General features: G+C 60.0%; 14 protein-coding genes. 9 read left to right on the top strand and 5 right to left on the bottom strand.

The window, feature by feature from the left end:
- From pstA to RHM69_RS20490, 4 genes are all read left to right on the top strand, one after another.
- Entirely contained in the window at positions 1-1,671 is a 1,671-nt protein-coding gene (pstA, locus tag RHM69_RS20505) for a phosphate ABC transporter permease PstA (RefSeq protein ID WP_020302831.1), read from the top strand.
- A gap of 163 nt (positions 1,672-1,834) precedes the next feature.
- Entirely contained in the window at positions 1,835-2,668 is an 834-nt protein-coding gene (pstB, locus tag RHM69_RS20500) for a phosphate ABC transporter ATP-binding protein PstB (RefSeq protein WP_003195626.1), read from the top strand.
- Positions 2,669-2,738: 70 nt separating this feature from the next.
- Positions 2,739-3,500, top strand: coding sequence for a phosphate signaling complex protein PhoU (gene phoU, locus RHM69_RS20495; RefSeq protein WP_003195624.1), 762 nt, complete (start codon positions 2,739-2,741; stop codon positions 3,498-3,500).
- A gap of 164 nt (positions 3,501-3,664) precedes the next feature.
- Positions 3,665-4,564: a response regulator gene (locus RHM69_RS20490; protein WP_014720514.1), complete on the top strand. Its 900-nt coding sequence runs from the start codon at positions 3,665-3,667 to the stop codon at positions 4,562-4,564.
- Between the two features lie 132 nt (positions 4,565-4,696).
- On the opposite strand, the gene RHM69_RS20485 is transcribed toward RHM69_RS20490, so the two are convergent.
- The 3 genes from RHM69_RS20485 to phoB form a co-directional block, all read right to left on the bottom strand.
- Positions 4,697-6,037 carry a hemolysin family protein gene (locus tag RHM69_RS20485; protein ID WP_003195620.1) on the bottom strand — a complete coding sequence of 447 codons (1,341 nt, stop codon included), beginning with the start codon at positions 6,035-6,037 and terminating at the stop codon, positions 4,697-4,699.
- A 257-nt stretch (positions 6,038-6,294) separates the two neighbouring features.
- The gene (phoR, locus tag RHM69_RS20480; RefSeq protein WP_178123077.1) at positions 6,295-7,581 is read right to left on the bottom strand and encodes a phosphate regulon sensor histidine kinase PhoR; all 1,287 of its coding nucleotides are present in this window, start codon (positions 7,579-7,581) and stop codon (positions 6,295-6,297) included.
- Positions 7,582-7,662: 81 nt separating this feature from the next.
- The gene (gene phoB / locus RHM69_RS20475; protein WP_003195617.1) at positions 7,663-8,352 is read right to left on the bottom strand and encodes a phosphate regulon transcriptional regulator PhoB; all 690 of its coding nucleotides are present in this window, start codon (positions 8,350-8,352) and stop codon (positions 7,663-7,665) included.
- A 151-nt stretch (positions 8,353-8,503) separates the two neighbouring features.
- On the opposite strand from phoB, the gene RHM69_RS20470 reads away from it, so the two are divergent.
- Complete coding sequence (locus RHM69_RS20470; protein ID WP_014720512.1) at positions 8,504-8,881, top strand: hypothetical protein; 378 nt, start codon at positions 8,504-8,506, stop codon at positions 8,879-8,881.
- A gap of 121 nt (positions 8,882-9,002) precedes the next feature.
- Here RHM69_RS20470 and ubiA read toward each other — a convergent pair whose 3' ends face one another.
- Positions 9,003-9,893 (bottom strand): 4-hydroxybenzoate octaprenyltransferase, encoded by an 891-nt coding sequence (ubiA, locus tag RHM69_RS20465; RefSeq protein ID WP_014720511.1) that lies wholly within the window; start codon positions 9,891-9,893, stop codon positions 9,003-9,005.
- Positions 9,893-10,456: a chorismate--pyruvate lyase family protein gene (locus RHM69_RS20460; RefSeq protein ID WP_032873328.1), complete on the bottom strand. Its 564-nt coding sequence runs from the start codon at positions 10,454-10,456 to the stop codon at positions 9,893-9,895. Before RHM69_RS20460 ends, ubiA begins: the two co-directional genes overlap by 1 nt.
- 195 nt (positions 10,457-10,651) lie before the next feature.
- Here RHM69_RS20460 and RHM69_RS20455 point away from each other — a divergent pair, with 195 nt between their 5' ends.
- The 4 genes from RHM69_RS20455 (at position 10,652) to RHM69_RS20440 (ending at position 13,839) form a co-directional block, all read left to right on the top strand.
- Positions 10,652-10,819, top strand: a complete 168-nt coding sequence (locus RHM69_RS20455) for a rubredoxin (protein ID WP_014720509.1) — start codon at positions 10,652-10,654, stop codon at positions 10,817-10,819.
- Between the two features lie 36 nt (positions 10,820-10,855).
- Positions 10,856-12,004, top strand: coding sequence for an NAD(P)/FAD-dependent oxidoreductase (locus tag RHM69_RS20450; protein WP_019818134.1), 1,149 nt, complete (start codon positions 10,856-10,858; stop codon positions 12,002-12,004).
- 190 nt (positions 12,005-12,194) lie between these two features.
- Positions 12,195-12,470 carry an HU family DNA-binding protein gene (locus tag RHM69_RS20445; RefSeq protein WP_003195589.1) on the top strand — a complete coding sequence of 92 codons (276 nt, stop codon included), beginning with the start codon at positions 12,195-12,197 and terminating at the stop codon, positions 12,468-12,470.
- A 274-nt stretch (positions 12,471-12,744) separates the two neighbouring features.
- Positions 12,745-13,839, top strand: a complete 1,095-nt coding sequence (locus tag RHM69_RS20440) for a type III secretion effector protein (protein WP_200599370.1) — start codon at positions 12,745-12,747, stop codon at positions 13,837-13,839.
- The last annotated feature ends 114 nt before the right edge of the window (positions 13,840-13,953 follow it).

The following is a 13,953-nucleotide window of genomic DNA, read 5'->3' as shown; positions in this document are numbered from 1 at the left end:
GTGAAACAGAACTCCCTGAATGGATGGTTCAAGAGCGGCGCCCCCGGCGTCTGGATCAGCGGTGGCGCGGTGTCCATCGCGGTCATCATGACCATTGGTTTGCTGGCTGTGATTGCGGTGCGGGGCCTGGGCCATTTCTGGCCGGCCGACCTGATCCAGGCCAACTACAACGTGCCAGGCCAGGCCAACCACATCGTCATCGGCGAAGTGGTCCAGAAAGAAGAAGTGCCGCGTGAGCGTCTGAAAAGCGCGGGCCTGCCAGTGCCGGACCAAGGCCCGGAATTCATGACCCGTGAGCTGATCAAGGTCGGCAACCGCGATTTGAACGGCAACGACTTCACCTGGATCGTCGGCGAATGGTTGAAGGACCAGACCAAACCGACCAACCTGATGGCCATTGAGCGCCGTGAATGGGGCAATTTCTACGGCACCCTGGTCAACGTCAAGCAGGACGGCAAGGTGATTGCCGAAGGCGAGGCCGCGTGGCCGGAGCTGCAAGCTCGCGTGGACCGCGTGAACAAGCTGGCCGCTCAGCTCAAGAGCCTGGAAAAAACCGATATTGGCGCGATCAACGCCGGGTTGGAGCGCATCCGCCTGCACGGTCGCAAACTGGAACTGGAAGGCAAGCTCGACGCTGCCGCCCAGGCCGACATGGACGCCGACCGCGCCGAGCTGAATGCGCGCTACCAGGACATCGAAGCGCGCCTGGCCGACCTGCATGCCCAATTCAACCGCGACGCCCTGACGGCGCGTGACGGCAACGGCAAGGAAGTGGAAATCGGCATCGGCAAAGTGGTGCACGCCTACCAGCCGAACGCCATGGGCACGATGACCAAGATCGGTTTCTACTTCAGCAAGGTCTGGGAATTCCTCAGCGATGACCCACGGGAAGCCAACACCGAAGGCGGGATCTTCCCGGCCATCTTCGGCACCGTGATGATGACCCTGATCATGGCAATGATCGTGACCCCGTTTGGCGTACTGGCCGCGGTGTACCTGCGTGAATACGCCAAGCAGAACACCTTGACGCGCATCATCCGCATCGCCGTGAACAACCTGGCCGGTGTACCGGCCATCGTCTACGGCGTGTTCGGCCTTGGCTTCTTCGTGTATGTATTGGGGGGCTCGGTCGATCGTCTGTTCTTCGCTGAAGCGCTGCCTGCGCCGACCTTCGGTACGCCGGGGCTGCTCTGGGCTTCGCTGACCCTGGCGCTGCTGGCGGTGCCGGTGGTGATCGTGGCCACCGAAGAGGGCCTGGCGCGGATCCCTCGAACCGTGCGTGAAGGCTCCTTGGCACTGGGCGCGACCAAGGCGGAAACGCTGTGGAAGATCGTGCTGCCGATGGCCAGCCCGGCCATGATGACCGGCATGATCCTCGCCGTGGCCCGCGCCGCCGGTGAAGTGGCGCCGCTGATGCTGGTGGGTGTGGTGAAACTGGCGCCGTCGCTGCCGCTGGACGGCAACTACCCGTACCTGCACCTGGATCAGAAGATCATGCACCTGGGCTTCCATATTTATGACGTCGGCTTCCAGAGCCCCAACGTCGAAGCGGCACGGCCTCTGGTGTACGCCACCGCCTTGCTGCTGGTACTGGTGATCGCCACGCTCAACCTGTCGGCAGTGTGGATTCGTAACCACCTGCGCGAAAAATACAAAGCGCTGGACAGCTAATGCGATCCAATGTGGGAGCTGGCTTGCCTGCGATGCAGACGACGCGGTGTATCAGTAAGACCGCAGTGATGCCATCGCAGGCAAGCCAGCTCCCACAGACACAGAATTTGAGTAAGCCGCCCCGGCGGTTCAACGAATGAATTGGTAGCACAGGGAGCATCCCATGCAACACGAAACCCAATCCCACGGCATCAACATGTCTGCCCTGGGTCGCGACAAGCAGAGCCTGAGCCTGGCCCAGGAAACCGTGGCCATCGAAGTACCGGGCCTGAGTCTGTACTACGGTGACAAGCAGGCGCTGTTCGACGTCAGCATGAACATCCCAAAACAGCGTGTGACCGCCTTTATCGGCCCGTCGGGCTGCGGCAAGTCGACGTTGTTGCGTACCTTCAACCGCATGAATGACCTGGTGGACGGTTGCCGTGTGGAAGGCGCGATCAACCTCTACGGCACCAATATCTACCGCAAGGGCGAGGACGTGGCCGAGCTGCGTCGCCGCGTGGGCATGGTGTTCCAGAAGCCCAACCCGTTCCCCAAGACCATCTACGAAAACGTGGTCTACGGCCTGCGTATCCAGGGTATCAACAAGAAACGCATCCTCGATGAAGCCGTTGAGTGGGCGCTCAAGGGCGCGGCATTGTGGGACGAGGTCAAGGACCGCCTGCACGAATCGGCACTCGGCTTGTCCGGCGGCCAGCAGCAGCGTCTGGTGATCGCCCGTACCATCGCCGTAGAGCCGGAAGTGCTGCTGCTCGACGAACCGTGCTCGGCCCTCGACCCGATCTCCACCCTGAAAGTCGAAGAGCTGATCTACGAGCTCAAGTCCAAGTTCACCATCGTCATCGTGACCCACAACATGCAACAGGCGGCGCGGGTTTCCGACTACACCGCGTTTATGTACATGGGCAAGCTGGTGGAGTTCGGCGACACCGACACCCTGTTCACCAATCCGGCGAAGAAGCAGACCGAAGACTACATCACCGGTCGCTACGGCTAGGAAGCTGTGGTTCTGATTGCACTGACGCTGCGGTTTTCCGCACCTTACCGGACGCTCCAAGGACGCCAACATGATTAGCAAAGAAGGCCTTACCCACCACATCTCCGCGCAGTTCAATGCCGAGCTTGAGGAAGTGCGCAGCCACCTCCTGGCGATGGGCGGGCTGGTGGAGAAGCAAGTCAATGATGCGGTCACCGCGCTGATCGAGGCCGACTCGGGCCTGGCCCAGCAAGTGCGTGAGATTGATGAGCAGATCAACCAGATGGAACGCAATATCGACGAAGAGTGCCTGCGCATTCTCGCCCGTCGCCAGCCGGCGGCCTCGGACCTGCGTTTGATCATCAGCATTTCCAAGTCGGTGATCGACCTGGAACGCATCGGTGACGAAGCCACCAAGATTGCCCGCCGCGCCATCCAGCTGTGCGAAGAGGGTGAAGCCCCCCGTGGCTACGTGGAGGTGCGCCATATCGGCGATCAGGTACGCAACATGGTGCGCGATGCCCTCGACGCCTTCGCCCGCTTTGACGCCGAACTGGCGTTGTCGGTGGCCCAGTACGACAAGATCATCGACCGCGAATACAAGACCGCGCTGCGCGAGTTGGCCACTTACATGATGGAAGACCCGCGCTCGATCTCGCGGGTCTTGAACATTATCTGGGTGCTGCGTTCCCTGGAGCGTATCGGCGACCACGCGCGCAATATCTCGGAATTGGTGATTTATCTGGTGCGCGGCACCGATGTGCGGCACATGGGCCTCAAGCGCATGAAAGCCGAAGTTGAAGGGACTGCTGATCTAATCCCTAATGTTTCGGGCGAATCTGACGATAAGTAAGGTTGCCCGAGAAATTAACGCCCGGCCTCTGGCCGGGCGTTTTCGTTTGTGGCATCTGAATTTTTTGCACAGCAGGCGCCATAAAGTCCTTCTGTGACCCGCGAGTTTTGGCAAAATGCCATCAGTCAGGCGTTTTGCAGACGTTTTTATAGGATGAAGGGTCGATGAGTAAAGTCAGTGTGTTGGTGGTGGATGACGCCTCGTTTATTCGCGACCTGGTGAAGAAGTGCCTGCGCAATTACTTCCCCGGAATCAAGATCGAAGATGCGGTGAACGGCAAAAAGGCGCAATCCATCCTGATGCGCGAAACCTTCGACCTGGTGCTGTGTGACTGGGAAATGCCGGAAATGTCCGGTATTGAGCTGTTGACCTGGTGCCGCGAGCAAGCGCACCTGAAGGCCATGCCGTTCGTGATGGTGACCAGCCGTGGCGACAAGGAAAACGTGGTGCAGGCCATCCAGGCCGGCGTTTCCGGCTACGTCAGCAAGCCGTTCACCAACGAGCAGTTGCTGAACAAGGTCAAGCAAGCCCTGCACAAGATCGGTCGCCTCGATGCGCTGATTGCCAGCGCGCCGACCAAGATGAACTCAGCCTTTGGCAACGACTCCCTGAGCGCCCTGACCGGCGGCAAACCCGAAGCGGTCAAGCCGGCCCCGGTGGCGGCGCCCAGCAAAGGTTTGCTCAATACACCGCCAGTCAAGGCCCCCGCCGCAGCGGCGCCGGCTGGCAGTCGCGGTCAGGGCCAGTTGCGCCTCGCAAGCGGCACCCAGCAATGCGTGATCAAGGCCCTGAGCATCAAGGAAGCGTTGCTGGTGGTAAAGCGTGGCGAGGTCCTGCCTCAGGTGCTGGAAAGCGCCGTGCTCGACCTTGAGCAGGGCGACAACGCCGAAGTCGCACGGCTCAACGGCTACCTGCACGCCATCGTCGCCTACGAGCCCAAGCCCGACAGCGACTGGTTGCAACTGACCTTCCGCTTTATCGACCAGGATGCGCAGAAGCTGGACTACATTTCCCGCCTGATCGCCCGTGGCACGGCGCAGAAGCATTTCGTGCCGGGTGCGTGACCCTTCAAGGCGACGCTTAGTCCATGTGGGAGCGGGCTTGCCCGCGATAGCAATCTCTCAGTCAACGATGCGCTGGCTGACCCACCGCTATCGCGGGCAAGCCCGCTCCCACACACAGCACTGCGCTTGCAGTCAGTCCAGCAGCAAGACCTTGGCCAACACGATCTTCGGCCCTTTCATCTTCTTGATGATGATCCGCAAGCCTTCAACTTCCAGCACTTCTTCTTCTTCCGGCACGCGCTTGAGCGTGTCGTAGATCAGGCCGGCCAGGGTTTCGGCTTCGATGTGGTCCAGGTCGACGCCCAGCAGGCGTTCCACCTTGAACAACGGCGTGTCCCCACGCACCAGCAGTTTGCCGGGCTGGTAGGCGAGGATGCCGCGCTCGGCCTTGCGGTGTTCGTCCTGGATATCGCCCACCAGCACTTCCAGCACGTCTTCCATGGTCAGGTAACCGATAATCTTGCCGTCGGCCTCTTCCACCAGGGCGAAGTGCGCGCCGCCTTTGCGGAACTGCTCCAGCAGTTGCGACAACGGCATATGTCGCGATACGCGTTCCAATGGGCGGGTCAATTCGGCCAGGTTGAACGATTCGGGGATATGGTCCAGGGCCGCCAGTTCCAGCAGCAAATCCTTGATGTGCAGCAAGCCGACGAACTCGTTGCGCACCGCGTCATACACCGGGTAACGGCTGAATTTGTGACGACGGAACAGCGCGAGGATTTCCTTGAGCGGGGCGTTGAAGTCCAGGGTCACCAGGTCTTCCCGGGAGTTGGCCCAGTCCACTACTTCCAGCTCGCCCATTTCCACGGCGGAGGCCAGTACACGCATGCCTTGGTCGCTGGGGTCCTGGCCGCGGCTGGAGTGCAGGATCAGCTTGAGTTCTTCGCGGCTGTAATGGTGCTCATGGTGGGGGCCAGGCTCGCCTTGGCCCGCGATACGCAGGATCGCGTTGGCACTGGCGTTGAGCAGGTAGATAGCCGGGTACATCGCCCAGTAGAACAGGTACAGCGGCACGGCCGTCCATAGCGACAGCAGCTCGGGTTTGCGAATCGCCCAGGATTTGGGCGCCAGTTCACCGACCACGATGTGCAGGTAGGAAATCACGAAGAAGGCGGCAAAGAACGACACGCCCTTGATCACTTCCGGCGACTGCACGCCGACCGCGCCCAGCATCGGCTCGAGGATGTGCGCAAAGGCCGGTTCACCGACCCAGCCCAGGCCCAGGGACGCCAGGGTGATACCCAGCTGGCAAGCCGACAGGTAGGCGTCGAGCTGGCTGTGCACGGTACGCAGGATCTGCCCGCGCCAGCCGTTCTTATGGGCGATGGCCTCGACGCGGGTGGCGCGCAGTTTGACCATGGCAAATTCCGCCGCAACGAAGAAACCGTTGAGCAGTACCAGGATCAGTGCAAAAAGAATCATGCCGAAATCGGCGAAGAGTGTCGCGAGGGTGATGCCAGGGGAAGGGTCCATGATGGGGTTTTGCAGGTTCCGTGTGTTCAATAAGGGGTGACAGGTGGGCCTGAAAGGCAGGCACAAGTCGGCCAATGTAGCGGCTGACGGGGCGCTTGCCTAGTGCCCGCTGCCGGGCGGGGCTGCAAAGTCGTGTCGCAGAACCCGTGTGGGAGCTGGCTTGCCTGCGATGGCGGTCTGCCTGCTACCGATAATTTGGCTGACCCGCCGCCATCGCAGGCAAGCCAGCTCCCACAGTGGGCCGTGCTCACTTCCACTTAATCATCGGCCTCGACCGCTCGCGAACGGTTTACCTGCGCCGGCGGAAAATGGCAGGTAAAGGTACTGCCATGCCCCAGCACGCTGCTGATTTCCAGGCGGGCCCGATGGCGCAGCAGCACATGCTTGACGATGGCCAGGCCCAGCCCGGTGCCGCCGGTATTGGAGTTACGGCTGGAATCGACACGGTAGAAGCGCTCGGTCAGGCGCGGCAGGTGCTTGGCGTCGATACCGATACCCGAGTCCTGCACACTCAGGTGTGCGCCATGCTCGTCGGCCCACCAGCGAATGCGGATATTGCCCTTGTCCTGGGTGTACTTCACCGCGTTGAACACCAGGTTGGAGAAGGCGCTGCGTAGTTCGCCTTCACTGCCCTTGAGCAATACGGTTGGGTCGGCCTCCAGCGTGATCTGCTGCCCGCGTTCGCCTGAGAGCGCCTGGGCATCGTTCTTGATCGTCTGCAACAGGCTCTGCACCGCCACGGGGTGGTTATCCGAGGGGTAGTCCGTGGCTTCAAGCTTGGCCAGCAACAGCAGGTCGTTGAGCAGGGTTTGCATGCGTGAGCCTTGTTGCTGCATCTGCTGCAGGGCGCGGCTCCAGCGCGGGTTGATCTCATCGACATTGTCCAGCAACGTCTCCAGGTAGCCGCAGATCACCGTCAAGGGCGTGCGCAACTCGTGGGAGACGTTGGCGACGAAGTCCTTGCGCATCTGTTCCAGCTGGTGGATACGGGTCACGTCACGTACCAGCATCAAGTGTTCGTTGTTGCCGTAGCGGGTCAGGTACAGCTGGATGCGCACGCGGTCGTTGGTGGGCGAGGGGATTTCCAGGGCTTCTTCGTAGTTGTCCTGCTCGAAGTACTCCTTGAAGCGCGGGTGGCGTACCAGGTTGGTTACCGGCTGGCCGCTGTCCTGAGGGGTCTTGAGGCCCAGCAGGGTCTCGGCGGCGCGGTTCCACCATTCGAGGTTGCCGTCGCTGTCGAGCATGATCACCGCGTCCTTGAGTGCGGCGGTGGACTCCTGCACCCGGTCGATCACCGCTTGCAGGCGCCCGCGTACCCGTTGGTCGCGGCGTTGCAGGTGGTAGATGCTGTCGAACACCTCGCCCCACAGGCCGTAGCCATCGGGCGGTGCTTCGTCGGGTTTGTGCTGGCGCAGCCATTCATGCAGGCGCAGCAATTGTTTGAGGGTCCAGCCCAGGTACAACGCGATGCCGGCGGCCAGGCTCCAGCCGTAATAGCCACTGATCAGCCCGACCAGCAGGCAGGCAGTGATCAACAGAAGCATGTGGCGGATCAGGGTGCCGTGCCAGTTCTGGTTCACTTAAACATGCGTCCTTGTCAGCTGTTAAGGGAGGAAGGGACTGGCTCAGCCTTTGGTAGAAAACCGATAGCCGGTGCCGCGCACGGTTTGTACCAGATTCTCGTACGCATCGCCCAAGGCTTTGCGCAGGCGGCGGATATGCACATCCACAGTGCGCTCTTCCACATAGACGTTGCCGCCCCATACCTGGTCGAGCAGTTGGCCACGGGTGTAGGCACGCTCCTGGTGGGTCATGAAGAACTGCAGCAGGCGGTATTCGGTCGGTCCCATCTCGGCAGGCTTGCCGTCGATGGTCACGCGGTGGCTGATCGGGTCCAGGATCAAGCCGTCGACTTCGATAGGCGCTTCGCCATCGGTCGGGCCGGCGCGGCGCAGCACGGCTTTGAGGCGCGCCACCAGTTCCCGTGGAGAGAACGGCTTGGTGATGTAGTCATCGGCGCCGACTTCCAGGCCCTGGATCTTGTTGTCCTCTTCGCCCTTGGCGGTGAGCATGATGATCGGGATATCCCCGGTCAGCTCGTCACGCTTGAGACGGCGGGCCAACTCGATGCCTGAGGTGCCGGGCAGCATCCAGTCGAGCAGGATCAGGTCCGGCTTGCGGTCGACGATAATGGCGTGGGCCTGCTGGGAGTTCTCCGCCTCCAGGCAGTCATAGCCGGCCATTTCCAACGCGACGGCGATCATTTCGCGAATGGGCGCTTCGTCGTCAACGATCAGAATGCTCCTGCCAACCATGCTCAATCCTCTTGTCATTTAACTGTCTTGCGCCGCATTAGATAACGGAATTATTGCAGTCGTGTGACAGTAATTTAGTCGCTTGGGCAATTAACGGCACTCTGGACTACCCTTTGGGTCCGAATCCTGACAACCACAAAGGAAGGTTCCGATGACTTACAGCACTGTTTCCTGGAAAGCCCTGCTGGTATCTGCGGTGTTGACGCTGCCAGGCCTGGCGTTTGCGGCAGAGCCGGCGATGACCCAAGACGGGATGTTAGTGGATCACAAGGGGATGACGCTCTATACCTTCGACAAGGACGCTGATGGCAAATCAGTGTGCAAGGACCAGTGCGCGACCAACTGGCCACCGCTGAAGGCAGAGTCCACTGACACCAAGACCGGCGATTGGACGGTGATCACCCGCGACGACCAGACCAGCCAGTGGGCCTACAAAGGCAAGCCTGTCTACACCTACAAGGACGACAAGAAAGCCGGTGACAAGACCGGTGATGGCAAGGGTAGCGTCTGGCACATCATCAAGCCTTAAGTCTGCGGCGCTGCTGAATCCATCGGGGGCAAGCCCCTCCCAATTTTTTGATCTGCGAATACAGTCAAAATGTGGGAGCTGGCTTGCCTGCGATGGCGTCCCAACAGCCACCACAGAATCCTCAGCGAACCGCGTAATCCACCACGATCCCGACAAAAATCGCCAACCCCGCCCAGTGGTTATGCAAGAACGCCTTGAAGCACTTCATGCGGTCCCTGTCACGCGTGTACCAGAACTCCCAGACAAAGCAGCCCGCTGCCGCCAGCAACCCCAGGTGGAACCACCCGCCCAACTCGAACCGCGCGCCGGCCAGCAACAGGCATGCCAGCGCCAGGCCTTGCAGGGTGAGGATGATCACGCGGTCAGCGTCACCGAACAGAATGGCGGTGGATTTCACCCCGATCTTCAAGTCGTCATCGCGGTCGGTCATGGCGTAATAGGTGTCGTAGCCCACCGTCCACAACAGGTTGGCGATGTACAGCAGCCACGCGGTGGCAGGCAAATGGCCGGTCTCGGCGGTAAACGCCATCGGCATGCCCCAGGAAAACGCTGCGCCCAGCACCACTTGGGGGTAATAGGTGTAGCGCTTCATGAACGGGTAGCTCGCCGCCAGAGCCAGGCCGCCCAGGGAGAGCAGGATGGTGCTGGCGTTGGTCAGCAGCACCAGCAGGAAACTGATGCCCATCAGCACGGCAAAAAACACCAGCGCTTCTTTCGAACTGATCTTGCCGCTCACCAGCGGGCGTTGCTCGGTGCGTTTCACATGGCCATCGACCTTGCGGTCGGCCCAGTCGTTGATCACGCAGCCGCCGGCCCGGGTGAGCACCACGCCCAGCACGAAAATCACGATATTGATCAGCGACGGCGAACCCTTGCCGGCGATCCACAGGGCCCACAGCGTCGGCCACAGCAGCAGGTAGATGCCGATGGGCTTGTCCATGCGCGTCAACTGAATGAAATCCCAGGCCCTGGGGTTCAGGCGGTTCAAGGACTTGAGCAGACGTTGGTACATCAGCAGTTCTCCGGATGATCGTGCAACGCGCGCCAGAAACCTGGCAAAAAGACTTCCGCCACCAGCACGCTCAGCGCTCCGCGGTCGAAGCGCGAGCGGCGTGCCCACAGATTATCGGCCTGGTCCGCTGTCGGCAGCCAGGCACGAGGGTAGTGACACACTTCAATGGCCTGGCGGGTGAAGGCGCGGTCGCAGAACAGCAACTCGCCCAGCGAACGGCTGCCCAGCTCGTCCATGTGCAGGCCATCGCCCTGCAAAGCACTGCGGGCCGCCACGCTGCGGGCGAACACCCAAGGCAGGCCGTGCCCGCGCAAATACACCTCGCGTACCCAGCCGATACTGGCCGGCGGCAGGTCCAGGGCGGCGCATTCATCATCGCGCAACGGTTGCCAGCCTTCGAACAGCGGCGTCACGCTGAAACCCTCGTTGGACAGCCACGTCAGCCGTCGCGTCAGCGAGCCTTCGTCAAACAGCCAGTTGAGGGTCAAGGGCGTGGGCAAGGGGCTCAGAAGGCTCTGGGTCAGCCATTGGCAAGCATCGGGAAGGGCGATTGAGTGCGGCACGGTGAGTCAGTATTGGCAGCAAAAGAGGCGGCGAGCTTACCATGGCACCCTGAACTTTTGCCGCGCCAAACCGGCCGTTTGCGTCGAACGTGCTTGCATCTGCCGGCCCCGATCAGTACAAAACGCCCTGAGCCGCGCGGCAACGCTGGATCCATCGACCGCCGGCCAACACGCCTGAACCTGAGGAAGCACGTAATGAAGAAGTGGCAATGTATCGTCTGTGGCCTTATTTACAACGAAGCGGACGGCTGGCCGGATGACGGTATTGCACCAGGCACTCTGTGGCAGGACGTCCCGGAAGACTGGCTGTGCCCGGACTGCGGCGTGGGTAAGTCGGACTTCGAAATGATCGAAATCGCGTAATCCCGAATTTAAGAAACGTACTACAAGGAGAAAGGAATGAACGCACCTGTCGTGATCATCGGCACAGGATTGGCCGGTTACAACGTCGCCCGGGAGTTTCGCAAGCTCGACAGCGAGACCCCATTGCTGCTGATCACTGCCGATGACGGACGCTCCTACTCCAAGCCCATGCTCTCCACCGGCTTTGGCAAGAACAAGGAAGCCGATGGCCTGAGCATGGCCGAACCCGGCGCCATGGCCGAGCAGCTCAAGGCCCAGGTGCGCACCCATACGCGTATCAGCGGCATCGACCCAGGCCACAAGCGTCTGTGGATCGGCGAGGAAGCGGTGACCTATCGCGACCTGGTCCTGGCCTGGGGCGCAGAAACCGTGCGCGTACCGGTCGAAGGCGATGCGGCTGATTTGATTTTCCCGATCAACGACCTGGAAGACTACGCACGCTTTCGTGCCGCTGCTGCTGGCAAACGGCGCGTGCTGCTGCTCGGCGCCGGCCTGATCGGCTGCGAATTTGCCAACGACCTGATCCTGGGCGGCTATGAAATCGACCTGGTCGCGCCCTGTGAGCAAGTCATGCCGACCCTGCTTCACCCGGCGGCGGCCGCCGCGGTGCAAGCCGGGCTCGAAGGCATCGGCGCGCGCTTTCACCTGGGCCCGGTGCTCAATCGCCTGCAACGCGCCGCTGATGGCCTTGAAGCGCACCTCTCGGACGGCGAAGTGATCCACTGTGACCTGGTGGTGTCCGCCATCGGCCTGCGCCCACGCGTAGACCTGGCCGCAGCCGCTGGCCTGCAAATCAACCGCGGAATCATGGTGGACCGTCACCTCAAGACCTCCCACGCTAATATCTACGCCTTGGGCGACTGCGCCGAGGTCGATGGCCTGAACCTGTTGTACGTGATGCCGCTGATGAGCTGCGCTCGCGCCCTGGCACAAACCTTGGCTGGCAATGCCACGGCGGTGAGCTATGGGCCGATGCCCATCACCGTGAAAACCCCGGTCTGCCCGCTGGTGGTATCACCTGCGCCACGAGGCACCGAAGGCGTCTGGAGCGTCGAAGGGCAGGGTGCCGACATCAAGGCCCTGTGCCGCGATGCCAGCGGCCGTCTGCTGGGTTATGCACTGACCGGCAGCGCTGTCATGGAAAAACTGGCGCTGAACAAAGAACTTCCGCCGTTACTGGCGTAAATACCACCCGTTCTGTCGCAAACATCACGTTCATACCCGTAGAAAGGCCGCCGCGAGACTGGCGCGGCGCCCGAGGGCGTGCCATCCTCACTCCCGTCTGCCGCAGAGTAGAGCCTGCGGCGCCTTGGCGCTGCTCCACCAGAGAGCAGCACGGACATAACAACAAAAAACCGTCAAAGAGGCTTCACATATGCGTAAACCAGATCTCGCAGCCGCCATCGCTGAAAAAGCCGATCTCACCAAAGAACAGGCCAACCGCGTCCTCAATGCCGTCCTCGAAGAAATCACCGGCGCCCTGCACCGCAAGGACAGCGTCACCCTGGTCGGCTTCGGCACTTTCCTGCAACGCCACCGCGGCGCCCGCACCGGCAAAAACCCGCAAACCGGTGAGCCAGTGAAAATCAAGGCGAGCAACACGGTAGCGTTCAAGCCGGGCAAGTCGCTCAAAGACAGCGTCAACCCGTAAGTTAAGCGGTACCGTCTCGAAGGGAGGCGGGGCGGTAAAGAAAATGGGCACGCCGACTGGGTCGGGTGCCCATTTTTATTGTGCGAGAGAAGCATTTTTGCCACCACAACAGACGTTGCCTCTTGCGTAGATATAAGTGAGTACAGTAGCCATTGATCGAATCGATGTTATAGAGTTTCTATATTGACTCAGTGTGGAACTACATCCAAACGACAGGACACATATAGCGCGAGACTGCAGGGAGCGCTCTCTAAACTCATTTAGAGGTGTATATATGAAAGTTCTTGATCTGCCTTTTGTTCCACCTGTCCAATTACCCCACGAGAAAAAAGTAGAAGCGAAGGCTCCGTCGGCGTCGGGTGCTGCCGGAGCAGCCACCGCTAACGTTGAGGGCGTTTCGAGTGGCGCGGACGAGCAGGTATTTAAATGCATAGCAGCGACCCCGGAGGAGATCGCTGCTAAAAAAAGGCAAATGGGTGCTGCGATTGCTAATAATTTGGGACCCGATCAATTAGACCTTCCTGCCCCCGAAGATCTTAAATTCAAACCTGGCGCTCCAGGCAAACCTCACACTCCAGGCAAACCTAGAACTGGCGGAACTAATGGTGGATCTTCCCCTGCCGTGTCCACACCTAAGCCAACTGTGAAGCCTAAGCCAACGGTAACGCCTAAGCCAACTGTGAAGCCTAAGCCAATCACACCTACTCCAACAAAACCAACGGCTGTGCCGAACACTCCGAGTGGTGTAGTGAGCACCGCGCAAAACATTGTGAGTCAGCCACAGAACTTGCCGCCGGCCCCTCCATCAGTAGCGGCCAGTGTGCGTAATGCTTTTATAACGGCCAGTGCAAACAACATAATCAGCAGCCCCTTCACTGTCGGCCAGCAATTCACGTCTAACTACTTCCAGAATAAATTTACAGCGCAAAGTCAGATGCCAGGAGCGCCAGTACAGAATGCAGATGGCACGATTGGAACCGTAGACCCTGCCGCGACGAAAGAGCAAAAAATGGAGGCTCGCCTCACCGGTGCTGAAATAAAAAATGAGGCAACGGCCAACCTGTTTATTTTTCTCAACTTAGGAGCAGAAGCAAATGCGGTGCAGCCGAGCGATCAAGCGCCTAAGGACACAGATGGGCGCCTGAAGAACCTTGAGGCGTCGATGGATGCAATCGAAGAGCAAATGCCGGAGCTCGCTAAACGTTTCAAACTTCTTTACGAACCGTACGAAGCGGCCGAATCATCAGTGGCGCCGACTGAAGAATCTCGTATGGACAATATTGAAAAACGTCAGCAACACATAAATGAAATGATCAATTTATTGAAGATTGTTCAGAATCAGAGATCGCAGAAAACACCAGGCGTGTAAGGGAGATATGGTGTTTATTTAACAAGTGGGCAGGCAATGCGACGAGCGTTATTGGCTTAAATAACGTTGTCTCTTTTTATGGGCAAGAGCACCAATGAAGGTGACAGGTTTATC

This window comes from Pseudomonas sp. CCI1.1 (assembly GCF_034348165.1).
In the GTDB taxonomy this organism is placed as follows: Bacteria; Pseudomonadota; Gammaproteobacteria; order Pseudomonadales; family Pseudomonadaceae; genus Aquipseudomonas; species Aquipseudomonas paracarnis.
The sequence above is the reverse complement of the archived record's forward strand: the minus strand, read 5'-3'. Positions and strand labels throughout refer to the sequence as shown.